The 23,099-nt window shown below is 71.7% G+C and carries 21 protein-coding genes, 1 pseudogene and 1 riboswitch; of the genes and pseudogenes, 8 read left to right on the plus strand and 14 right to left on the minus strand.

Features of this window, described 5'->3' with window-relative positions:
- Positions 1–83 precede the first annotated feature (83 nt).
- Both G3I54_RS00480 and G3I54_RS38810 read right to left on the minus strand, forming a co-directional pair.
- A complete protein-coding gene (locus G3I54_RS00480; RefSeq protein WP_164609915.1) occupies positions 84–443 on the minus strand; it encodes a hypothetical protein in 360 nt (119 codons plus the stop codon).
- Positions 444–522: 79 nt separating this feature from the next.
- A complete protein-coding gene (locus tag G3I54_RS38810) occupies positions 523–678 on the minus strand; it encodes a hypothetical protein (RefSeq protein ID WP_010059989.1) in 156 nt (51 codons plus the stop codon).
- Between the two features lie 116 nt (positions 679–794).
- Between G3I54_RS38810 and G3I54_RS00485 the strand changes: the two genes are divergently transcribed.
- From G3I54_RS00485 to G3I54_RS00495, 3 genes are all read left to right on the plus strand, one after another.
- On the plus strand, positions 795–1,421 hold the full coding sequence (locus G3I54_RS00485; RefSeq protein ID WP_164609917.1) for a TetR family transcriptional regulator: 627 nt from the start codon (positions 795–797) through the stop codon (positions 1,419–1,421).
- Positions 1,422–1,505: 84 nt separating this feature from the next.
- A complete protein-coding gene (locus G3I54_RS00490) occupies positions 1,506–2,390 on the plus strand; it encodes a DUF2268 domain-containing putative Zn-dependent protease (RefSeq protein ID WP_164609919.1) in 885 nt (294 codons plus the stop codon).
- 29 nt (positions 2,391–2,419) lie between these two features.
- A complete protein-coding gene (locus tag G3I54_RS00495; RefSeq protein WP_343240240.1) occupies positions 2,420–3,253 on the plus strand; it encodes a MerR family transcriptional regulator in 834 nt (277 codons plus the stop codon).
- Positions 3,254–3,269: 16 nt separating this feature from the next.
- Here the strand turns inward: G3I54_RS00495 and G3I54_RS00500 are convergent, their stop codons facing one another.
- The 11 genes and pseudogenes from G3I54_RS00500 to G3I54_RS00550 form a co-directional block, all read right to left on the minus strand.
- A complete protein-coding gene (locus tag G3I54_RS00500; RefSeq protein ID WP_164609923.1) occupies positions 3,270–4,253 on the minus strand; it encodes a YafY family protein in 984 nt (327 codons plus the stop codon).
- Positions 4,254–4,300: 47 nt separating this feature from the next.
- Positions 4,301–5,165: pseudogene (locus G3I54_RS00505) on the minus strand (thioesterase family protein).
- A gap of 80 nt (positions 5,166–5,245) precedes the next feature.
- Entirely contained in the window at positions 5,246–5,905 is a 660-nt protein-coding gene (locus G3I54_RS00510; protein ID WP_137234529.1) for a trimeric intracellular cation channel family protein, read from the minus strand.
- Between the two features lie 18 nt (positions 5,906–5,923).
- Entirely contained in the window at positions 5,924–7,147 is a 1,224-nt protein-coding gene (locus G3I54_RS00515) for an oligopeptide/dipeptide ABC transporter ATP-binding protein (RefSeq protein WP_164609925.1), read from the minus strand.
- On the minus strand, positions 7,144–8,136 hold the full coding sequence (locus G3I54_RS00520; protein WP_164609927.1) for an ABC transporter ATP-binding protein: 993 nt from the start codon (positions 8,134–8,136) through the stop codon (positions 7,144–7,146). The genes G3I54_RS00515 and G3I54_RS00520 overlap by 4 nt, the downstream gene beginning before the upstream one ends.
- 6 nt (positions 8,137–8,142) lie before the next feature.
- Entirely contained in the window at positions 8,143–9,105 is a 963-nt protein-coding gene (locus G3I54_RS00525) for an ABC transporter permease (RefSeq protein WP_164609929.1), read from the minus strand.
- Position 9,106: 1 nt separating this feature from the next.
- The gene (locus tag G3I54_RS00530; protein ID WP_164609931.1) at positions 9,107–10,111 is read right to left on the minus strand and encodes an ABC transporter permease; all 1,005 of its coding nucleotides are present in this window, start codon (positions 10,109–10,111) and stop codon (positions 9,107–9,109) included.
- Between the two features lie 85 nt (positions 10,112–10,196).
- Positions 10,197–11,867 carry an ABC transporter substrate-binding protein gene (locus tag G3I54_RS00535; RefSeq protein WP_164609933.1) on the minus strand — a complete coding sequence of 557 codons (1,671 nt, stop codon included), beginning with the start codon at positions 11,865–11,867 and terminating at the stop codon, positions 10,197–10,199.
- Positions 11,868–12,160: 293 nt separating this feature from the next.
- Positions 12,161–12,919 (minus strand): enhanced serine sensitivity protein SseB C-terminal domain-containing protein, encoded by a 759-nt coding sequence (locus G3I54_RS00540; RefSeq protein ID WP_203685330.1) that lies wholly within the window; start codon positions 12,917–12,919, stop codon positions 12,161–12,163.
- Between the two features lie 209 nt (positions 12,920–13,128).
- Positions 13,129–13,899 carry an enhanced serine sensitivity protein SseB gene (locus G3I54_RS00545; protein WP_164609938.1) on the minus strand — a complete coding sequence of 257 codons (771 nt, stop codon included), beginning with the start codon at positions 13,897–13,899 and terminating at the stop codon, positions 13,129–13,131.
- Between the two features lie 71 nt (positions 13,900–13,970).
- On the minus strand, positions 13,971–14,663 hold the full coding sequence (locus G3I54_RS00550) for an AAA family ATPase (RefSeq protein WP_164609940.1): 693 nt from the start codon (positions 14,661–14,663) through the stop codon (positions 13,971–13,973).
- Between the two features lie 163 nt (positions 14,664–14,826).
- Positions 14,827–14,924, plus strand: a riboswitch (glycine riboswitch).
- Positions 14,925–15,097: 173 nt separating this feature from the next.
- On the opposite strand from G3I54_RS00550, the gene gcvT reads away from it, so the two are divergent.
- The 5 genes from gcvT to G3I54_RS00575 all read left to right on the plus strand — a co-directional run bounded on the left by gcvT (position 15,098) and on the right by G3I54_RS00575 (position 22,751).
- Positions 15,098–16,213, plus strand: a complete 1,116-nt coding sequence (gene gcvT, locus G3I54_RS00555) for a glycine cleavage system aminomethyltransferase GcvT (protein ID WP_164609942.1) — start codon at positions 15,098–15,100, stop codon at positions 16,211–16,213.
- 132 nt (positions 16,214–16,345) lie between these two features.
- Positions 16,346–16,723, plus strand: coding sequence for a glycine cleavage system protein GcvH (gene gcvH, locus G3I54_RS00560; protein ID WP_006127740.1), 378 nt, complete (start codon positions 16,346–16,348; stop codon positions 16,721–16,723).
- Positions 16,724–16,742: 19 nt separating this feature from the next.
- A complete protein-coding gene (gene glyA / locus G3I54_RS00565; protein ID WP_164609944.1) occupies positions 16,743–18,002 on the plus strand; it encodes a serine hydroxymethyltransferase in 1,260 nt (419 codons plus the stop codon).
- A gap of 159 nt (positions 18,003–18,161) precedes the next feature.
- A complete protein-coding gene (locus G3I54_RS00570; protein ID WP_164609946.1) occupies positions 18,162–19,547 on the plus strand; it encodes an L-serine ammonia-lyase in 1,386 nt (461 codons plus the stop codon).
- A gap of 369 nt (positions 19,548–19,916) precedes the next feature.
- Positions 19,917–22,751: a LuxR C-terminal-related transcriptional regulator gene (locus tag G3I54_RS00575; protein WP_164609948.1), complete on the plus strand. Its 2,835-nt coding sequence runs from the start codon at positions 19,917–19,919 to the stop codon at positions 22,749–22,751.
- On the opposite strand, the gene G3I54_RS00580 is transcribed toward G3I54_RS00575, so the two are convergent.
- Complete coding sequence (locus G3I54_RS00580; RefSeq protein ID WP_164609950.1) at positions 22,739–23,062, minus strand: hypothetical protein; 324 nt, start codon at positions 23,060–23,062, stop codon at positions 22,739–22,741. The two genes, G3I54_RS00575 and G3I54_RS00580, sit on opposite strands and share 13 nt — an antisense overlap.
- Between the last annotated feature and the right edge of the window lie 37 nt (positions 23,063–23,099).

Below are 23,099 nucleotides of genomic sequence, written 5' to 3' on the forward strand. Positions count from 1 at the left end.
CGTGAGGGGTGCGGCGGACCCGGTCCGGAGCCCGATCCGGAGCGGGTGGAGAGCGGCTCGCGGGGCCGCGTCAGGCGCGTGCGTCAGCCGCCGAGGTTCCAGGCGACCGTGCCGTTGGCGGTGACCAGGACGGCGAGCACGGCGAGGTCGGCGACGCCCAGGGCGAGGCCCAGGTAGGCGCGTCCCCGGCGGCGGGTGCGGCGGGCCAGGGCCAGCAGCGCCATCACGATCGCGGTGGGCCCGAGCAGGATGTTGAAGACCAGCAGCCCGACGAGGCCGAGGACGAACGAGGCGACGGCGAGCCCGTCCGCCTCGCGGCCCACGGCCCGGCGCGGAGCGGCGTCGGGGCTCTTCCCCGCTTCCGGCGCCGCGCCCGGGTCGACGACGTCCTTGCCGGAGGCCGCGTCCGTGCGGCGGGTGCGGTCGATGAGGGTGAGGGTCATGGTGCGAGCTCCTTCGGATCGGTCCGGGAAACGGCAGGCTCGGCGGGTGCGGGTGCTGCGGGTCGGTGCGTGCGGCGGGTCAGTGGGTGCGGCGCGACGTGCGCTCGCGTACGGCGAAGATCAGCAGCCAGCAGCCGATCACGGCCGCGGCGGCCAGGGTCAGCGGCAGCGGGATGTGGGCGACCGCTCCGAGGAGGATTCCCAGCAGGAGCAGCGCGGCGACGAGGACGAGCACGGCGGAACCTCTCTGTGCGACGACGAAAGCCGTTCGGAGTACGAGTGTTCACTGACTTGAAAGTCTAAACCCCACACCCTTCCCTCGACTCGGAGAACGGTTGTTTACTGAATGGCATGAGTCACACTCCCGCCGGCATTCGCCAGACCCAGAAGCTCAGGACCCGCCAGGCCCTCCTGGACGCCGCGCTCGTCCTGCTGGAGCACCAGAGCCTGAGCAGCCTGGGACTGCGGGAGGTCACCCGGGCCGCCGGGGTCACGCCGACGGCCTTCTACCGGCACTTCGAGGACACCGCCGCGCTCGGCGTCGCCCTGGTCGAGGAGACCCTGGGCAGCCTGCACGGGCTGATCGCGGCGGTGCTCGCGGAGACGGGCGACAGCGAGGAGCGGCTGGACCGCAGCGTGGAGGTGATAGCCCGTCATGTCGGCGCGCAGCCCGCACACTTCCGGTTCATCGCCCGCGAGCAGCACGGCGGGGTCGGCCCGGTGCGCGAGGCGATCGCGGCCCAGCTGCGGCGGTTCGCGGAGGAGGTGGCCTGCGCGCTCGGCCAGGAGCCGGGGTCGGCCGGGTGGAGCGAGGAGGACCTGCTGATGCTCGGCGGCCTCTATGTGGACCACATGGTGATCACCACGTCGACCCTGCTGGAGGCCGGACCGGAGGGCGAGGCGGAGGTCGTCCGGGTGGCCCGGCGGCGGCTGCGGCTGGTCACCATCGGCCGGGCGCACTGGCTGGACGAGGGGTGACGTACGCACGGACCGGGCGGAAGGCCAGGAGACGCCGCGGCGCCCTTGACCCTCCCGCGACAGGAGGCTCTACGGTCCCCCGGTATGAAGATCGTCGTCCATGACACCGCCTCCGCCCTGCTCGACCTCCTGCACCGCCCGGTGGCCCAACGACCCGACGCCCTGCGCGAGATGTACGCCCCGTTGCGGGAGGTGATGTCGCGGGTGGGGGTCGGAGACCTGGTCGAGACGCACCGCGCGGGCAGCGGCTTCCCGCTCGACCGGGACGAACCGCGCCTCCTTGCGGCCCTGGAGCGGATGCGGGAGGCCCGGGTGTGGCAGCGGGTCGAGGAGTCGCTCGCCGCCGCACAGGAGCGGCTGGCCGTGGCGGCGCCCGGGGCGCGGACCGCCGGCACCGTGCAGGTGGTCCTGATGCTCGGCGACCCGGACGACCCGCAGCTGGGCCTCAACCAGGGGTACTTCGGCCTCGGCGGCATCCCGGGCGCGATCCTGCTGATGATGTGGCCCACCGAAACCGGCCTGGCCAAGATCGGGCACGCCGCCGCCCACGAGCTGCACCACAACGTCCGCTACGCCAACGTGGTCTGGGACCCGATGGCGGTCACGGTCGGCGAACAGGTGGTGGCCGAGGGGCTGGCCGAGGCGTTCGTGCGGGAGCTGGCGGGCGAGGCCGCCATGGGCCCCTGGGCGACCTCCCTGCACGGCCCGGAGCTGGACGAGGTCTGCGCGAAGGTGGCGGCCGGGATCGACGTGGCGGGCATGCGGAACCTGTCCCCGTACGTGTTCGGCGACCGCACCGCTCGTCGACTGGGGCAGGAGCCGGTCGGGCTGCCGGACTTCGCCGGGTACGCGGCCGGGCTGCGCTTCGTGGACGCCCATCTCACGGCCACCGGGCTCACCGCCGCCGCGAGCGTCGCCCTGCCCGCACGGGAGATCCTGGCCGGCGCCGGCGTGCCGACCACCGCATGACCCGGCTCCGGCTGCGGGAGACTGGGCCGGTGAGCAACGAGGAGCGCCGCCCCGGAGAACCGCCCGCCGACGGGCGGACGGACGGGCTGACCGTCGGACGGACCGCCGCGCTCGTCGGGGTCAGTGTGAAGACGCTGCACCACTGGGACACGATCGGTCTCGTGCGGCCGGGCGGGCGCACCCGGGCCGGCTACCGGGTGTACGGGGACGACGACGTCGCCCGGCTCCACCGGGTCCTCGTCTACCGCGAGATCGGCATCCCGCTCGCCGCGATCGGACGGCTCCTGGACGACCCGGAGGTCGACGCGCGCGAGCATCTGCGCCGGCAGCGGGGGCAGCTCGTGGACCGGATCTCCCGGCTGGAGCGGATGGTCGGGGCGGTGGACCGGATGCTGGTGGAGTCGAGGCCCGGGATCCGGCTGACGCCCGAGGAGCAGGTGGAGATCTTCGGGGCCGACTGGCGGCCCGGCTGGGCCGGAGAGGCCGAGGAACGCTGGGGCGGCACGGACCAGTGGGCGCAGTACGCGGAGCGGGCGGCCGGGATGAGCGCCGAGGACTGGAAGGACGTGGCGGCGACCACCGAGGCCCTGACCGCCGACCTCGCGGAGGCCTGCCGTACCGGCGTCGCCGCCGGCTCGGACCGGGCGAACGCCCTCGCGGAGCGGCACCGGGCGCAGATCTCGACGTACTTCGACTGCACGTACGCCATGCAGGTCTGCATCGGCCGGACGTATGTCACCGATCCCGGTTACGCCGCGTACTACGACGCGATCGCCCCCGGGCTCAACGACTGGCTGTGCGCGGTGATCTCCGCGAACGCCCGGGCCCACGGCGTCGATCCGGAGTCCGCGAGCTGGGAGTGAGGGGCGGCGGGCCGGGTCAGCCGTCGGCCGCGTACATCTCGACGACCCGGGCGGCGGCCTCGGCCAGCAGGACTCGGGCCTCGGGCGGGTCGAGGACCTCCACGGCCGGCCCGAAGGCGAGGAGGGACCGCGCCCAGTTGATCTCCGACACGGCCAGCTCCGCCAGCAGCCACTGCCCCGGCTCCTCCCCCGGCCGGGGCTCGTCCGGCTGCGGCTCCCCGGTCAGCGCGCCCGCGTTCAGCCGCCGGAAGAGCTCCAGGCGGGGGCGGTGCACCCGGACCCGCAGCCGTACCGCCGAGGGGCGTTGCTCCACCCCGGCGCGCAGCGTCTCCCACACCCCCGCCAACTCCGCCCCGGCGCGCCGCCGTACGGGATCCTCGGTGGGTTCGGCCGTGTGGATCCGGTCGGCGCGGAAGAGGCGCGAGTCGCCGTCGAGGTCCGCGACCAGGTACCAGACGCCGGCCTTCACGACGAGGCCGTAGGGGTCGACGGTGTAGTCGCGCGGGGCGTCCGCGCCGCTGTGCCGGTAGCGCAGGCGCAGCCGCACGTCGGCGAGGACGGCCTCGTGGAGTTCGGCGACGTCTACGGCCGCTCTGGGTCCGATCGTCCAGCGGGCCGGGTCGACGAGGATCCGGCGGCTGGTCTCCTCGGCGGCCGGGCGGTGCGGGGCGGGCAGGGCGGCCATGACCTTGCGCAGGGCGGAGCCGAGCGCGGCGTCCAGGCCCAGGGCGGCGTGCGCGTCGTCGGCGGTGAACACGAAGAGTGCGCGCGCCTCGTCGGCGGTGAGACCGGTGACGTCGGTGCGGAAGCCGGGGAGCAGCGCGATGCCGCCGTACCGGCCGCGTTCGGCGTAGACGGGCACTCCGGCGGCGGAGAGCGCCTCGACGTCGCGGTAGATGGTGCGTACGGAGACGTCGAGGCGCTCGGCCAGCTCGGTGGCGGGGACCGTGCCCCGGGTCTGGAGCAGCAGGAGGACGGAGAGCAGCCGGTCGGATTTCACCGGTCCATGATGACCGGATCTCCGGGTGCTACGACTGCGTGCTGTGGCTACTTGCCGCGCGGGGCCTTGGCCAGCTGGCGGGACTGGGCGACCAGGCGGTCGGCGCTGTCCCAGACCTCCGCGTCCTCCTCCAGGAAGCCGCCCGCGAGGTTGCGGGTGGTGATGGCGACGCGCAGCGGGCCCGGGGCGGCAGCGGATGTGGGTGGTCAGCTCGACGGTGGGGGTCCAGCCGGACAGGCCCAGCTCGAACGAGGTCGGCGGCAGGGCGTCCACGGTGAGCAGCAGCGACAGCGGGTCCGGGTCGCGGCCGTCGGCCAGGCCGAACCAGCCGCGCATCTCACCCTTGCCGGACGGGGCTCCGACGGCCCAGCCGACGGTCGCCGGGTCGAGCTTGATGTCGAGGCGGTCGGTGATGGCGGAGCTGCCGGGGATCCTGGGCGCGCCGTCGCTCGGGCCGAGGCAGTGGTCCCGGTCGGGCATCGCGGGCGGCAGGGCCGTCGTGCGGACGTCGTCGGGGAGCGTGTCCAGGTCGCCGTAGGTGGCCAGCACCCGGATGCGCTCGATCTCGCTGCCGTCCTCGGCGTACTGGAAGAGGGAGGCCTGGCCCGTGGAGAGGGTGCGGCCGGTGCGGACGATCTGGGTACGGACGACGGCGGGGCCCGGCACGGAGGCCGTGAGGTAGTGCGCCGAGACCGAGAACGGGTCGGAGTGCGGCAGGGCCTCGCCGAGCGCACGGCCCAGCAGGGCGAGCAGATAGCCGCCGTTGACGGCGTGGATGATGGTCCAGCCCGCGGAGAGCTCGGCGTCGTAGACGCCCTCCTCGCGCAGGGTGACCGCGGTGTCCCGGTCGAACTCGCTGTCGCCGATGGTTGCCCGTGCGGTCTGCGCCGCCTCAGTCGCTGCCTGTGCCATGGCATGCACGGTACATCCATCACCCTACTGAGCGGTAGCTTTTTGGGTACCGCAATACTCGGCATACTCGGCGCCGGACCTCAGGCTTCCTCGGCCCGCGCGGAGGAACGGTTGTACGCGCGCGGCGCCCGCCAGTGGAAGCGCAGCGCCAGCAGCCGCAGGACGAACGCGGCGATCACCGCCAGGCCGCTGGTCAGGGCGTTGAGGGTGTCGAAGCGGATGCACAGGACCACCATGGTCGCGCCGACGATCGCGGGCACCGCGTACAGGTCGCGGTCCCAGCGCAGCAGCGAGGGCACCTCGTTGGCCAGGACGTCGCGCAGCACACCGCCGCCGACCGCGGTGGCCAGGCCCAGCGCCGCCGACGCGGTGAGCCCGAGGCCGTACTCGTACGCCTTGACCGTGCCGGTCACACAGAACAGGCCGAGCCCCGCCGCGTCGAAGACGTTGACGCCGACCTGGATGCGTTCCACGTGCGGGTGGAGGAAGAAGACCAGCACGGCGGCGAACAGCGGGGTGATGAAGTAGCCGAGGTCGGTGAAGGCGGCCGGCGGGATCGCGCCGATCATCACATCGCGGAACAGCCCTCCGCCCAGCGCTGTCACCTCCGCGAGGACCGCGATGCCGAAGACATCGAAGTTCTTGCGGACGGCGAGCAGGGCGCCCGAGATCGCGAAGACGAAGATCCCGACGAGGTCGAGCGCATGCTGGACGGAGGGCGTGAACAGTTCGGTGAGCACCGGGCAATTGTGCCGGTACTAGACCTTGGGGCTGCCCTCCGCCCGCTCGGCGCTCTCCGCGTCGGCCTGAGCCGGCACGGCCGCGGGCTCGCCCTTCTCGGCCTTGTCGGCCTCGTCGGCCTTGTCGGCCTTCTCCGCCGGAGCGTCGGCGGTCTCGGGGGCTTCGCCCTCCGACACCTCCACCGCCTCGGCCGCCACCGTCTCCGTGCCGATGACCGCCTCGATGCCGGTCGCCAGGGTCTGCTTCACCGTGCCGGCCTCGATCTCGGCCGTGAAGTGGCAGGCCACCTTGTGCCCGTCGCCGGTGTCCAGGAGCGGCGGACGCTCCGTGGCGCACTTGGTCTCCTGCACCCACGGGCAGCGGGTGTGGAAGCGGCAGCCGGTCGGCGGGTTCGCCGGGGAGGGCAGGTCGCCGTGGAGCAGGATCCGCTCGCGGCGGTCCTCCACCTCGGGGTCGGGCACCGGGACCGCCGACATCAGCGCCTTGGTGTACGGGTGCCGGGGCCCCGCGTACAGCGCGTCGCTCGGGGCCTCCTCGACGAGCCCGCCGAGGTACATCACCCCGATGACGTCCGAGATGTGCCGGACGACCGCCAGGTCGTGCGCGATGACCAGGTAGGTCAGGCCCAGCGACTCCTGGAGCTCCTCCAGCAGGTTGATCACCTGCGCCTGGACCGAGACGTCCAGCGCGGACACCGGCTCGTCGCAGATGATCACGTCCGGCTCCAGGACGAGCGCGCGGGCGATGCCGATGCGCTGGCGCTGGCCGCCGGAGAACTCGTGCGGGTAGCGGGACATCGCGTTGGACGGCAGGCCGACCTTGGCGAGGATGTCCTTGATCTTCTCCCGGCGCTCCGCCGCGTCCTTGCCGATGCCGTGGGCAGCCATGCCCTCGGACAGGATGGACTCGATGTTCTGCCGGGGGTTGAGGCTGCCCAGCGGGTCCTGGAAGACCATCTGGAGGCGGCGGCGGAAGGCCCGCATCTCCTCGGCGGGCAGCTTCGCCAGGTCGGTGCCGTCGAAGACGACCCCGCCCTCGGTGATGTCGTTCAGCCGCAGGACCGCGCGGCCGAGCGTCGTCTTGCCGCAGCCCGACTCGCCGACCAGGCCGTACGTCTGACCGGCCTCGACGCTCAGCGAGACGCCGTCGACCGCGTAGACGTGGCCCACCGTACGGTCGAAGAAGAGGCCCTTCTTGACCGGGAAGTGGACTTTGACGCCGTCCAGTTCGAGCAGGCTCATGCCGGGACCTCCGCCTTGGGCAGGACCGGGTTGACGCAGCGCACCTGGTGTCCGGCCGTGCGTGGTTCGGTCAGTTCGGGGGTGCCGGTGAGGCACTCCATCGTGTAGTGGTCGCACCGGGGTGCGAACGCGCAGCCGTCGGCCCAGGCGATCTTGTCGTTGATGGACCCGCGGATCGGGTGCAGCGGTTCGCCGCGCGGTGCGTCGAGGCGCGGGATGGAGCCGAGCAGTCCGTGCGCGTACGGGTGGGTGGGATGGGCGAACAGCTCGCGGCGGCCCGCCGATTCCACCGCCCGGCCGGCGTAGAGGACGTTGACCTCGTCGCAGAGGCCGGCGACGACGCCGAGGTCGTGCGTGATCATCAGCAGGGCGGTGCCCTCCTGGTCGACCAGCTCCTTCAGGAGCTCCAGGATCTGGGCCTGGATCGTCACGTCCAGCGCGGTCGTCGGCTCGTCGGCGATCAGCAGCCGGGGGGCGCAGGCGACCGCCATGGCGATCAGCGCGCGCTGGCGCATACCGCCGGAGAGCTGGTGCGGGTACTCCTTGAGCCGCCGGTCCGGGTCGGGGATGCCGACCCGGTCGAGCAGGGACGCGGCTTCCTTGCGGGCCTTCTCGCCCTTCAGCCCGCGGTGGCGCTGGAGGATCTCGGTGACCTGGATCCCGATGGGGACGACCGGGTTCAGCGAGGAGAGCGGGTCCTGGAAGATCATCGCCATTTGGCTGCCGCGCAGATCGCGGAGCTTGCGCTCGTTCATGGTCAGCAGGTTCTGACCGTCGAACTCGGCGCGGCCGCCGATCCTCGCGGCCTTGCGGGGCAGCAGCCCCATCAGGGCGAGCGAGGTCACGGACTTGCCGCAGCCCGACTCGCCGACCAGGCCCACGACCTGGCCCTGGTCGACCTCGAAGGAGACGCCGTCCACGGCCGTGGCGTCCTTGCGGCCGCGGGCGGTGAAGGTGACGCTGAGTTCCTCAACGGAGAGCAGTGACATGGGACTTCAGCCTCGCAACTTCGGGTCGAGGGCCTCGCGCATGGACTCGCCGAGCAGGGTGAAGCCGAGGGCGGTGATGATGATCCCGACGGCCGGATAGGCGGCCATCATCGGCTCGTTGTCGAAGAAACGCTGCGCCTGGGAGAGCATCACTCCCCACTCGGGAACGGCCGGGTCGGGGTTGCCGAGGCCCAGGTAGGACAGGGCCGCGGCCTCGATGATCGCGGTGGCCAGGCTCAGGGTGGCCTGGACGATCACGGGGCTCAGCGAGTTCGGCAGGATCTGTGTGAGCACGATCCGCTTGCGCCGGATGCCGACCGCCTTCGCGGCGAGCACATAGTCCGCGCCGCCCTGCACGAGCATCGAACCGCGCAGCAGGCGGGCGAAGATCGGGATCTGGACGACACCCACGGCGATCATCACGGTGGTCAGCGACTGCCCGAGGACCGCGGCGATGGAGACGGCGAGCAGCAGCGAGGGCAGCGACAGCATGATGTCGGTGAAGCGCATGATCACGGTGTCGACGCGCTGGCCGACCTTGCCGCCGAGGGTGGCGGCGGCTCCGGAGAGCACACCGACCAGCGCACCGACGATCAGGCCGATGAGCATGGAGACGACACCGACGAGCAGCGTCTGCCGGGCTCCGACGAGCCAGCGGGAGAACATGTCGCGGCCCAGGTGGTCCAGGCCGAACCAGTTCTCGCCGCGCATGCCGACGAACTTGCCCTGGTTGGGGAAGACTTCGCTGCGCCAGTTCTGCGCGGTGGGCCCGTGCGGGGCGACCCAGGGGCCGACGATCGCGACGAGGATGAACACGGTGATGATCGCCGCGCCGATGATCGCCATCTTGCTGGAGCGCATCCTGCGGAACGCCTCGCGCCACAGGCTGGTGCCGGTGACGGTCTCGGTGCTCTGGGTCAGCTCGGCGAGACGGTCGATCTTGTCTGCTTTGTTGGTCATGATCGTCACGTCAGTGCACCCGCACTCTCGGGTCGATGATGCTGTACGCGAGGTCGACCAGGAGGTTGATGAGCACGTACACCATCGCGATGAAGAGAATGAATCCGACGAGGACCGGGTAGTCACGGCCGTCGATCGCGGTACGGATGAAGGAGCCGATGCCGCCGAAGTCGAAGACGGACTCGGTGAGCACCGCACCGGAGAGCAGGCTGCCGGTCAGCAGGCCGACCGCGGTGATCACGGGCAGCAGGGCGTTGCGCAGCACATGGCGGCCGCGCACGGTCTTCTTGTCCAGGCCCTTGGACTCGGCGGTGCGGATGTAGTCCTCGCCGAGCACCTCCAGGACGCTGGCGCGGGTCATCCGGACGATCACGGCGAGCGGGATCGAGGCCAGCGCGACGGCGGGCAGGATCAAGTGCATGATCGCGTCCCAGCTCGCGTCGAGTTCGCCGGTCAACAACCCGTCCAGTACGGAGAATCCGGTGATGTCGGTGGCGTTGAGTCCGGTGGTCAGCCGGCCCTGGCTCGGGAACCAGCCCAGTTCCACGGAGAAGATCCCGCGCAGCAGCATGGCCAGGAAGAAGACCGGGATGCAGATGCCGAGGAGGGATCCGGAGACGGAGGCGACGTCCAGCCATCCGCCTCGGTGCTTGGCCGCCAGGTAGCCCATCGGGATGCCCACGACCACGGCGATCAGGATGGCGGCGACGCTGAGCTCCACGGTGGCCGGGAAGCGCAGGGTGAATTCGTCCCACACCGGCTGGCCGGTCTGGGTGGAGGTTCCGAGGTCGAGCTCGAAGATGCGCTTGAGGAACCGCCAGTACTGGACGTGGACCGGCTCGTCGAGCCCGAGTGCCCGGTTGATTCTCGCTACTTCGGCTTCGGTGGCCCGCTCGCCCAGGATCGCTGAGGCGGGTCCGCCGGGCAGTCGGTTCAGCCAGAGGAACAGCAGGACCGACAGGCCGAGCAGGGTGGGAATGAGCTGGAGAAGTCTTCTTACGACGAGTCGCAGCACCCCGCATGCCCCTTTCTCACGTGCGTCGATGCGGGTCCGCCCGGCCACCTGGTTGCTGTGGCCGGGCGGACCCGCTGGTGTGCGATTACTTGAAGGAGACCTCGGCGAAGTTCTCCTGCGTCAGCGGGGAGACCTTCGGCGGGTTGACGTTCTTGGCGAACGCGATGGCCGGCGGCGACGACGAGATCGGCACGCCCGGGACGTACTCCGCGATCGCCTCGTTGGCCTTCTTGTAGGCCTCGGTGCGGGCGGCCGGGTCGGTGACCTTGGAAGCGGCGTTCACGGCGTCGAAGACCTTCTGGTCCTTGAAGCCCCACTGCTTGTCCGGTCCGGCGAACCAGGTGCCGATGAAGTTGTAGCCGTCGTTGAAGTCACCGGTCCAGCCGAGCATGTGCAGGGCGCAGGAGCCCGCCTCGGTGGCGTCCAGGTAGTCCGGGGCCCACTTCATGGCCTTCGGCTTGACGGTGATGCCGGCCTTCTCCAGGTCGGCCTTCATCAGCTCGAACATGTCCTGCGGGGCAGGCATGTACGGGCGGGTGACCTCGGTCGGGTAGCAGAAGTCGATGGAGAGCTTCTCCTCGCCGGCCTGCTTGAGGAGGTCCTTCGCCTTGGCGGTGTCGAACGGGTACGTCTTCACCTTGTCCGAGAAGCCGGCGACCGTGTCGGGCATGAACTGGGTCGCGACCTTGCCGCCCTCGGGCAGCTGGGTGTTGACGAGGTTCTCGCGGTCGATGGCGTGCGTGATCGCCTGACGGACCTCGGGCTTCTTCAGCGCCGGGTTGGCCGACTGGCTCATACCGACGTAGAAGATGTTGAAGACGTCACGGGTCGGAACCTCGTAACCCTCCTTCTCCAGCGTCGTCACATCGGCCGGCGCGACCAGGTCGTAGCCGTCGATGTCACCGGCCTGGAGCGCCTGGCGGCGGGTCTCCTCGGTGGAGATGGTGCGGAAGACCAGGTTCTTCACCTTGGCCTTTTCGCCCCAGTAGTCGTCGAAGCGCTCCAGGGAGACTTCCTTGTTCCCCTTGTTCCACTTCACGATCTTGTACGGGCCGGTGCCGGCGACCGTGCCGGCCTCCTGGCTGTACTTCGGGTACGTGATCGCGTCGCCCTTGGCGGTCGCGTTCTGCTTCGCGTACTCCTTGAGGGCCTTCGGCGAGTGGATCGCCAGGGCCTGGAGCGAGAAGCCGCCCGGGAGGTTCGCCGAGGGCTCGTTGACCTCGATGACAGCCGTGTTCTCGTCCTTGGCGGTGCAGGACTTGTAGTTCGGCTTGGGCGTCTCGGGGTCCTCGTTCTTCGCGAACCCGCCCATGATGGTCTGCCAGTAGTAGGAGACCGCGCTGGACTGGTACGTGCCCGTCCAGTTGAACCAGTAGTCGTAGTTCGCGCAGACCGCGGCGGCGTTGAACGCCTCGCCGTCGTGGAACTTCACGCCCTTGCGCAGGTTGAACGTCCAGACCTTGCCGGCCGTGTCGCTCTCCCACGTCTCGGCGAGGCCGCCGACGAGCTTGCTCCCACCGGGCTCGTGCTCCAGAAGCGCCTCGAAGGCCTGACGGGTGACGCGGAACGTCTCGCCGTCGCTCGCGAGGGCCGGGTCGAGGGAACCGGGGTCACCGGCTCCGGCGAAGACGAAGGTGTTCTTGTCGCCCCCCTTGGAGCCGCCTTCGTCCCGCTCGCTGGAACAGCCCGTGGCGATCAGACCGACAGCGACCGCTGTCGTGATCGCCCGGACAGCCCGGGACTTGAATATTCGCATGGGTCCACCCCTGGTTCGCCATGTGGTGAGGTTTGATGGCCGCACACTACAGACGGTGCCTGCCGCAAGAGAACAGTCCGGATAGCGGTGAGACCTAGTCGAGACCCGGACAGTTAACAAACCGTCCAGTTCCGGGACATCCTCCCGGGGGAAGTTAACAAGCCGGACATCGAGGGGTGTTCGACGGAGGGTGACCGGAGGCGGAGGGGCGGGCGCCCGAGTACGGAGACGGCGGGCGCGCCCGACCGCTCGACCCTGGTCCGGGGCTCAGCGGGGCAGGGGCGTGGACCCGGTCAGGATCCGCCGGACATGCCCTGGGGCGGGTAGCCGTATCCGGGGGCGGCGAGGGGCGGCGGACCGGCGGGGGCGTGTGCCTCGCGGTCGTAGAAGGGGCGGGTGTTGGCGCGCAGCCACATGCCGACCGGGTCGTACTCGTCGGACATGGCGACGGTGGAGACGGGCAGCCCGTCGGGGACCGCGCCGACCGACTGCCGCATCATCTCGCGCACCGATTCGACAGCGGCGCGGCCGGTGTCGTAGAGGTCCAGGCCGATCGCGAGGTACGGGACGCCGACCGCCGGGTGCACCCAGGCGCGGCGCAGCGAGCGGATCGCGGGGGTGCGGTGGGCGTTCTGGGTGAGCAGGGCGTAGAACTGCGGGAGTTCGATGGCGGGTTCGGAGAGCCGGAGCGGTCCGGCGGGCAGCCGGTCCAGGCCGGTGGCGATGCGCCGCAGGTCGAGCCAGGGGATGCCGACGCCGCCGCCGGGGGCGTGCGGGTTGAGCCAGATGCCCCAGCGGTCGGGGAAGAGGGCGCGGGCGATATCCCGTCCGGTGACCAGCTCGTGGGACCGGTTCCAGCCGCTGGCGGAGAGCTCCTGGGCGGAGGTGACGCAGGGGGCGTAGCCCAGGCCGTCGATCTCCATGTTGCCGTACTGGGCGTCCGGTGAGCCGGCCGTGCCGTGCCAGAGCAGCATCCAGATCCGGCCCTCGGCGACCGCGGCGAGCAGCGCCTCGTAGGTGTCGTAACGCCCGGGGGTCACCTGGCGCAGCATGTGCTCGACCTTCCCGGCCGCCGCAGTGCCTGACGCACTCACCCTGGGTCCCGCCCCTCGTCGATCCATCGCGTTCACGCCACCGCTCCCGGGCACACGGGAGCGACCACGCCATCAAACCAGCTTATGCGCCACTTCTGACACCGACTTGACGCCACGGTCCGGCGGCGTCCGGTCCTGCTGCCGCCGACGGGCCTCGTACCGGTGGATCAGTGGCCCTCGCGCCGGTAGAACGGGCGTACCCTCTCCCGCATCCAGTCGCCGACGAGGTCCTGGGCCACATCCAGCAGGACCAGGTTGACCGGCCAGGGCACCTGGACCCGGCCCAGCGCCCGGCCGATGGCGTCCATGGGCGCGCTCTGGCCCGCGCCGTCCCAGGTGGCGAACTCGACGCCGACGAAGAGGACCGGGTCGCCGCCCTCGATGCTGGCCAGCGCCCGGCGGGCGGTGCTCACCACGCCGGTGGCCTCGAACTCCTCGGACACGGCGGTGAGGAAGTCGACCGGGTCGTGCTGCCAGTCCGGTTCGTACAGCTTGACCCGGCCGCCGGTGGCGGGCCCGTCCAGGGCGGTGCGGCCGGCCCGGCAGAGCTCGGCGACGGCGGGTGGCGGGAGCGGTATGCCGACCGCGCCGCCCGGGTTCACCGCGATGCCGACCTGCGGGGGCAGGCCCCGGGCGAAGTCGCGGGCCGGCGCGACGGCGAAGGACATATGGCTGCCGACGCAGCTGAGGAACTGGGCCTCGGAGCTGAAGACGGGGACGAAGGCCGCGCCGTCGATCTCCATCATCGGCAGGTCGAGGTCCGCGCTCGCGGGGCTGCCGCCGCCCGGCAGCGGCACCCAGACGGAGCTGCGGCCGAGCACCTCGACGAGGCGGCCGCCCGCGTCCGGGACGCCGAGCGAGGCCGTGAGCACCTCTTCGAGCTCGTTGGCGGGCCACCTCTGCTGGGGGTGGGCCGGTGCGGGTGCCGGAATGTCCACTGCCTCTGTGCCTCTCTCGACCGCCTCGGCCGCGCGCGGCGGCCGTCGTGCTCCGGCCAGCACCCTAACCTTCAGCGGGTGGCGGAGACCTCGGCCTCCGTGAAGGAGATCCGTCCGAGCGCTCCCGCGGCCACCCGGTCCAGCAGCACCGCGGAGGCGCAGCCGGGGGGCAGCAGGCCCTGCTCGGTGTCGCGGAGCAGCCGGGCCACCGCGTGCCGGTGGCGGGCGAAGGCGTAACCGGAGACCCCGCGGCCGCGCTCGCGCTGCCCCTGCCGGGCCACCTCGGGCGTCACGTCGAGCAGGATCAGATGGAGGGCGCGGCCCCGGCTCACGGCGTACCGGGCGAGCCAGCGGCGTACCCAGGTCTGGGTGCCGCAGTCGTGCACGACGACGGATTCACCGGAGCGCAGGGCGTTCCAGAGGCCGAGGTAGTGCGCGGCGCGCACCAGGGGGCGGTAGAGGGCGTAGGGCAGTAAGCGGGGCAGGGCCGCGGCCCAGCTGTCGCGGGTGTTCTGGGAGTCGATGGCGCGGCCGCGCACGGCCCGTCGGATGAGGGTCGACTTCCCGCTGCCGGGGAGCCCGGAGACCACTACGACGTCACCGGCGGTGAAATCGAGGCAGTACGGACCGCAGCGGGCGCGCCCGCGCAGGTCGCGTACCACCGGCGCACCCTCTATGAGCAGTTCCCTCACGGGTGCGCCGGGCTGTGCGGGCATCGCGTCGTGCGCGACCCCCGCGGTCGGTGCCGACCGCTGCAACGTCATCGCCCATCCCCCTGCCGTCGGGTCACCCACACCTGCTCCTGAAGTGTAAAGAAAAGGCAATACGGCACAACTGCCCTCGCCGCCTTCACCTGCGTGGGGACCTGACCCCCCACTCTCCACCAATGCGTGCGATGATGACCCCGCCAACTGCATACCGGCCGTTCGAATCCGCGCGGGAGAGTTCCGGCCACAGTGTGAGCCGGGCGCCGAAGGAGCAAGATCCTCCCTTGAATCTCTCAGGCCCCGTACCGCGTGGATGAGGCAGATCTGAAAAGCGAGCCGCCCTGCGGCTCCACCCAAGGTGCAAGCCGAGCCCCCTGAACAGGGGCGCCCCCAGGGGCATACCCCGTCAGGGGCTATCGGCGAACCTCTCAGGTTCCGATGACAGATGGGGAGGATTCGTCCTGACGTCGTCATGCCCTGGAGCCGTATCCATGAGCACTGCCCCCCGTCTCACCGCCCTCGACGCGCTGCACCGCTCGCTCGGCGCCACCATGACCGACTTCGCGGGCTGGGACATGCCGCTGCGGTACGCCAGTGAGCGCGACGAGCACAACGCCGTACGCACCCGCGCCGGCCTCTTCGACCTGTCGCACATGGGCGAGATCACCGTCACCGGCCCCGAGGCCGCCGCCTTCCTGAGCTACGCGCTGGTGGGCAACATCGCCACCGTCGGCAACGGCCGGGCCCGCTACACGATGATCGTCCAGGAGGACGGCGGCATCGTGGACGACCTGATCGTCTACCGCCTCGGTGAGACCGAGTACATGGTGGTCGCCAACGCGGGCAACGCGCAGATCGTGCTGGACGCGCTGACCGCCCGCGTCGAGGGCTTCGACGCCGAGGTGCGCGACGACCGGGACGCGTACGCGCTGCTCGCCGTCCAGGGCCCCGAGTCCCCCGCCATCATGAAGGCCGTCACCGACGCCGACCTGGACGGGCTGAAGTACTACGCGGGCCTGCCGGGCACGGTCGCCGGGGTTCCGGCGCTCATCGCCCGTACCGGCTACACCGGCGAGGACGGCTTTGAACTCTTCGTCGCGCCCGAGCACGCCGAGCAGCTGTGGCGGGCGCTGACCGAGGCCGGATCCGGGCACGGCCTGATCCCCTGCGGCCTCTCCTGCCGGGACACGCTGCGCCTGGAGGCGGGCATGCCGCTGTACGGGCACGAGCTGACGACCGCGCTGACCCCGTTCGACGCGGGCCTCGGCCGGGTCGTGAAGTTCGAGAAGGAGGGCGACTTCGTCGGCCGCGAGGCGCTGAAGGCCGCCGCCGAGCGCGCCGAGACCGCCCCGCCGCGCAAGCTGGTCGGCCTGGTCGCCGAGGGCCGCCGGGTCCCGCGCGCCGGTTTTCCGGTCGTCGCGGACGGCAAGGTGATCGGCGAGGTCACCTCCGGCGCCCCCTCCCCGACCCTGGGCAAGCCGATCGCCATGGCGTACGTGGACGCGGCCTTCGCCGCCCCGGGCACCGAGGGCGTGGGCGTGGACATCCGCGGCACGCACGAGCCGTACGAGGTCGTCGCGCTGCCGTTCTACAAGCGCCAGAAGTGATATCCCGGAGGGAACGGCGCATTCCGGGCCCTCCTCACCGGCGCGCAGGCGTCACGGAAGTGACGTACCTCCGTCTCACACCGTAAGACCACCGTTCATCAGCACTCCCCCGCGTACAGGAGAATTCAGGTCATGAGCAACCCCCAGCAGCTGCGGTACAGCAAGGAGCACGAGTGGCTGTCGGCCGTCGAGGACGGCGTCGCCACCATCGGCATCACGGAGTACGCGGCCAACGCGCTCGGTGACGTCGTCTACGCCCAGCTTCCGGAGGTCGGTGACACGGTGACCGCGGGCGAGACCTGCGGTGAGCTGGAGTCGACCAAGTCCGTCAGCGATCTGTACTCGCCGGTGACCGGTGAGGTGACGGCGGCCAACCAGGACGTCGTGGACGACCCCTCGCTGGTGAACTCCGCTCCCTTCGAGGGCGGCTGGCTGTTCAAGGTGCGCGTCGCGGAGGAGCCGGCCGATCTGCTCTCCGCCGACGAGTACACCGCGTTCTCCGGCAACTGAGACCTTAAGGGACCCCCTGATGTCGCTTCTGAACTCCTCCCTCCACGAGCTGGACCCGGACGTCGCCGCCGCCGTCGACGCCGAGCTCCACCGTCAGCAGTCCACCCTCGAAATGATCGCCTCGGAGAACTTCGCTCCGGTCGCCGTCATGGAGGCGCAGGGCTCCGTCCTCACCAACAAGTACGCCGAGGGCTACCCCGGCCGCCGCTACTACGGCGGCTGTGAGCACGTCGACGTCGTCGAGCAGATCGCGATCGACCGGATCAAGGCCCTGTTCGGCGCCGAGGCCGCGAACGTCCAGCCGCACTCCGGTGCGCAGGCGAACGCCGCCGCGATGTTCGCGCTGCTGAAGCCGGGCGACACGATCATGGGCCTGAACCTGGCCCACGGCGGTCACCTGACCCACGGCATGAAGATCAACTTCTCCGGCAAGCTCTACAACGTGGTCCCGTACCACGTCGACGAGACCGGCGTCGTGGACATGGAGGAGGTCGAGCGCCTCGCCAAGGAGTCCCAGCCGAAGCTGATCGTGGCCGGCTGGTCCGCCTACCCGCGCCAGCTGGACTTCGCCGCCTTCCGCCGGATCGCGGACGAGGTCGGCGCGTATCTGATGGTCGACATGGCGCACTTCGCGGGCCTGGTAGCGGCCGGTCTGCACCCCAACCCGGTGCCGCACGCCCATGTCGTCACCACCACCACGCACAAGACCCTCGGCGGTCCGCGCGGCGGCGTGATCCTCTCCACCCAGGAGCTCGCCAAGAAGATCAACTCGGCGGTCTTCCCGGGTCAGCAGGGCGGCCCGCTGGAGCACGTGATCGCGGCCAAGGCGGTCTCGTTCAAGATCGCGGCGGGCGAGGAGTTCAAGGAGCGCCAGCAGCGCACCCTGGACGGCGCGCGGATCCTGGCCGAGCGCCTGGTCCAGCCGGACGTCACCGAGGTGGGCGTCTCCGTCCTCTCCGGCGGCACCGATGTGCACCTGGTCCTGGTCGACCTGCGCAACTCCGAGCTGGACGGCCAGCAGGCCGAGGACCGGCTCCACGAGCTGGGCATCACGGTCAACCGGAACGCCATCCCGAACGACCCGCGCCCCCCGATGGTCACCTCGGGCCTGCGGATCGGCACCCCGGCGCTGGCCACCCGCGGCTTCGGCGCCGAGGACTTCACCGAGGTCGCGGAGATCATCGCCGCCGCCCTCAAGCCGTCCTACGACGCGGACGACCTCAAGGCCCGCGTGGTCGCGCTGGCCGAGAAGTTCCCGCTGTACCCCGGCCTGAAGTAACAGCCGGCCTGCGGTTCCGCACGTTCGGACGGGGCACCGCGCACACTGAACAGAGTGAGCGCGGTGCCCCGAACCGTGTCCCCGATGATCCTTCTTGTTCCGCTTGTCCCGCACCACCCAGGCAGACAACGGCGTCTTCCAACCCCAAGGAGTACTCCCGTGGCCATCTCGGTCTTCGACCTCTTCTCGGTCGGCATCGGCCCGTCCAGCTCCCACACGGTGGGCCCGATGCGCGCCGCCCGGATGTTCGCGCGCCGCCTGAAGAACGAGGGCCTGCTCGCGCACACCGCGTCGATACGGGCCGAGCTGTACGGCTCCCTCGGCGCGACCGGCCACGGGCACGGCACGCCCAAGGCGGTCCTGCTCGGCCTGGAGGGCGAGTCCCCGCAGACCGTCGACGTGGAGACGGCGGACGCCCGGGTCGAGACGATCCGCTCCACCGGCCGGATCAACCTGCTCGGCATGCACGAGATCCCCTTCGCCTTCGACGACGACCTGATCCTGCACCGCCGCAAGGCACTCCCGTACCACGCCAACGGCATGACGATCTTCGCGTACGACACCGAGGGCGCCCCGGTCCTGGAGAAGACGTACTACTCGGTCGGCGGCGGCTTCGTCGTCGACGAGGACGCGGTGGCCGGCGAGAACCCGATCGTCCCGGACGACACCGTCCTGCGGCACCCCTTCCGCACCGGCGACGAGCTGCTGCGCCTGTCCCGCGAGACCGGCCTGTCCATCTCACAGATGATGCTGGAGAACGAGCTGGCCTGGCGCACCGAGGCGGAGATCCGCTCCGGGCTGCTGGACATCTGGCGCGTCATGCAGGCCTGCGTCTCGCGCGGCATGTCGCGCGAGGGCATCCTCCCCGGCGGCCTCAAGGTCCGCCGCCGCGCCGCGAACTCGGCCCGCCAGCTGCGCGCCGAGGGCGACCCGCAGGCCCACGCGATGGAGTGGATCACCCTCTACGCGATGGCGGTCAACGAGGAGAACGCGGCGGGCGGCCGCGTCGTCACCGCCCCCACCAACGGCGCGGCGGGCATCATCCCCGCCGTTCTGCACTACTACATGAACTTCGCGGCGGGCGGCTGCACCGAGACCGAGAAGGAGGACAGCGTCGTGCGCTTCCTCCTCGCGGCCGGTGCGATCGGCATGCTGTTCAAGGAGAACGCCTCGATCTCCGGCGCCGAGGTCGGCTGCCAGGGCGAGGTCGGCTCCGCCTGCTCGATGGCGGCCGGCGCCCTGGCCGAGGTCCTCGGCGGCTCCCCCGAGCAGGTGGAGAACGCCGCCGAGATCGGCATGGAGCACAACCTCGGCCTGACCTGCGACCCGGTCGGCGGCCTCGTCCAGATCCCCTGCATCGAGCGCAACGGCATGGCGGCGGTGAAGGCGGTCACCGCGGCGCGGATGGCGCTGCGGGGCGACGGCAGCCACAAGGTCTCCCTCGACAAGGTCATCAAGACCATGAAGGAGACCGGGGCCGACATGAGCGTGAAGTACAAGGAGACGGCGCGGGGCGGGCTCGCGGTGAACATCATCGAGTGCTGAGCCTGTACGCCGAGCGCCGAGCATTGATCGGGTATCCGTGAATCCGCCTCCTCGGATATAGGGGAGCGCGGCCGTGGCATAGCTTCGGGCCGCGGTGACCGGGCTTGCGGAAGGAACCTGCGCGCGTCGTCCTTCGGGGTCCCAGCCGGAAGGGCACTGCGCCCTGTGTGTGGCAGTCGGCCGGGCGTGCTCCGCTGCGCGCCGTTCCGCCGAAGGGCCTTCCGTACGCCCGGCACCGGCATCCTCCCCCGTGCGCGGACCGTGACCGCGGGCGACTGCCCGTGAAGAGGTGCGTCCGTTGCCGTTCGCCCAGAATGGGCCTGGGCGCACTGTGGTGGGCCCGGGACGACGGAGAGCGAGGGTGGCGACGTGATCGCGACGTGTGGTGCTGCCCTGCGGTCCCTCGCCCGCGCTTTCGCCGACCCGGACGCCGGGCCGGTGCTGTTGTTCGTCGAAGGCTCCGCCGGTCTGGGAAAGAGTCATCTGCTGCACAAACTGGCCGACCTGCCCGAGACTCCGGATGTGGCCCGTCTGTGGTGGCGGTGCGGGGCCGTCGACGGACAGCCGGAGGAGAGCGCGTTCCGGCGGGAGCCGACTCTTCTGCTGGTGGACGACGTCCACCGGGCCGACGAGGACGAGCTGCGACGGCTGCGGCGGGTGCTGGAGGGGCTGGAGCCCGGATCGGCGGCCGCGGTGGCCTACCGCCCCGAGGAGCTCCCCGTTGCCGGGATGCCGTTGGGCGGTTCCGCCCTGTCGTACCCCTTCCGGCTGACGGTGCTCAAGAGCCGCCTGGCGCCCTGGGACGAGGAACGCGTCCGCCGGGCCGCCGCGGAGGTCCTGGGCGAGAGCTGTACGGACGAGGCGGTGGGCACGCTGCACGAGCGCACCGGTGGGGTTCCCCGGGCGGTCGTCGATCTGCTGGCCATGCTGCGGGAACAGCGGCCGGCCTTCGCCGGCACGGCCGCCGAGGTGGCCGCGGCCGGTGTGCCGACCCGGCTGGCGGAGCTGGTGCTGAGCCGCACGTACGCGTTGTCCCCGGCGCACCGGCCGCTGGTCTGGGCGGCCGCCGTCCTCGACGGGCCCGCCGCCCGGGACGAGCTGATCGCGGTGTCGGGGCTCGGGGCCGTACCGGGGAGCGACGCCCTGCTCCGAGCCTTGGAGAGCGCGGCCCTGGCGGAGCTGGGCGAGGGGCGCTACGGCTTCGCCGTCCCGCTGGCCGCCGCTGCCGTACGGGACACCGTGCCCGGGCCCGTACGGCAGGATCTGCACCGGCGGGCGGCCGGTGTGCTCAGCCGCAGACAGCCCGTGGCCTGGGCAGCCGTGGGCGAACACCACCGGGCGGCCGGAGACGACCGCCGGTGGCTCAGGGCGGTGGAGAAGGCGGCCGAGTCGGCGGCGGCGTCCGGCCGGCACCAGGAGGCGATCACCCTCCTGGAGCGGACGCTCGCCACCCCCGGCATGCCCCCGCAGGCCCGGGCCCGGCTGGCGCCGCTGCTGGCCCGTAACGCGGTGACCGGGCTGCGCTCGGACCAGACCGTGGAGGTGCTCGCGCAGATCGTGCAGGACGCGGACCTGCCCCCGGCCGTACGCGGTGAGCTGCGGCTCGACCTGGGGCTGATGCTCTCCAACCAGATGGGCCGGTTCGCCGACGGCTGGCGGGTGCTGGAGATCGCCGCCGCCGAACTGCGCGAGGTCCGGTCCGTGCTGGCCGCCCGCGCCATGGCGGCCCTGGTCACCCCGTACTGGCCGGGCGCCTCCCTCGACGTCCACCGGGGGTGGCTGATCAAGGCCGTGGCCGCGGCGGACGACAGCGGGGACGAGGCCATGCGTACGGCGGTCCTCGCCAACCATGTGGGGCTCGCCATGAGTTGGGCCGACCCCGAGGCGTGGGACCTGGTGGAGCGGCTGCCCGTGAAGAGCGCGGACCCCGCCTGCGCCCGGCAGGCGGCACGCGGTCTGTGCAATGCCGCGGACTCCGCCGTCTGGCTCGGCTTCTACCGGCGCGTGGACGGCCTGCTGACCGAGGGGCGCGAGCTGGCCACGCGCAGCGGCGCGCCGTACACCGAACACAGCGCGTCGGGGACGCGGCTGCTCCAGGAGTGGTGGACCGGCCAGTGGCTGGGCCTGGCGAGAAGGTGCGAGGACTTCATCGCCGACACCGCGGACATGCCGTTCATCGCTTCCGACGCCTATGTCGTACGCGGCCTGCTCGCCGTCGCCCAGGGGGACTGGGGCGAGGCCCGGGCCTGGTTGTCCCAGCGAGGGACGTTCGGGACGGAGAACCTGCCGGTGCCCTTGGGCGCGACCGCGGCCGGCGCGGTGATCCGTCTGACGCTGGCCCGCCAGGAGGTGGCGGACGCGGCGGAACAGGCGCGGGCCGCGTGGACGGTGGTGGCCGAGAAGGGGGTGTGGCCCTGGGCCGCGGAGCTCGCGCCGTGGGCCGTGGAGGCACTGGCGCGCGCGGGCGACACGACCGGCGCGCACGCCATGGTCCGCGACTTCGCCCAGGGTCTCGGAGAGGCCGACGCGCCCGCCGCCCGAGCCTCGTTGGTCTGGAGCCGGGCCGTCCTCGCCGAGAGCGAGGCGCTGGCCCAGGGGCGGCCGGGTGGTCTGCTGACGGCCGCGGAGTCGTACCGGAAGGCGGCGGCGGCCTACGCGGAGCTTCCGCGCCCTTACAGCCAGGCGCTGACCACGGAGTGCGCCGGGCGCTGTGTGCTCGCGGCGGACGCCGCGGGTGAGGCGGGCGGAGCGGGTGAGGCGAGTAGGGCCGACGGGGCGAGCGGGGCGGGAGTGGCCGAAGGCGCGGCGGACGGTGCGGGAGCCCACGGCGCCGGAGCGTCAGCGGCGGGCGGCTCGGCCGTCCCGGCCGGCGACCGTGCCGCCACCGCGTCGGCGATCGCCGAACTGGAGTCCTGCGCCCAGCACTTCACCGACCTGGGCGCGGTCTGGGACGCGACGCGGGCCAGAGCCCTGCTGCGCACCCGGCAGCCGGCCAAGAAGGGCCGCCCTCCCGGACGCCCGTCGCACTCCGACCAGCTGTCCCCCCGGGAGGCGGAGGTCGCCCAGCTCGCCTCGTCCGGCCTGACCAACCGGGAGATCGCCGCGACCCTGCATCTCTCCCCGCGGACCGTGGAGCAGCACATCGCCGGCGCCATGCGGAAGACCGGCGCGCTCTCCCGCCGCGACCTCGCTCACCGGCTCTGACGCGGCCCCGGCGGCAGAAAGGACCGGTCGGCCCAGAAGCTTCGGTCGTGCTCCCAGACGGCCACGGTCGCGGCCGTCCAGTCGAACACCCAGCCGGAACGCACCCCGCGCGCACCCCAGCCGTCCGGGCGTCGGCGCGGGATGGCGAAGCCCGCCTTCTGTGCGGCGACCGCCGCGTCGCACGCCTCGCGCGCGATCCGCAGGGCGTCCGACTCGGTCTCCGCGCACCCGGTGAAGACGTGCAGGCCGCACCGCTCGGGCTGCAGCGAGTTCCGGGTGGGGACATTGACCTGGAAGTAGAGCTCGGCCATGACGCCATCTCCTCGGTGTCGCGGATTCCTGCCCCAC

This window comes from Streptomyces sp. SID14515, assembly GCF_010548505.1.
Classification (GTDB): domain Bacteria; phylum Actinomycetota; class Actinomycetes; order Streptomycetales; family Streptomycetaceae; genus Streptomyces; species Streptomyces caviscabies.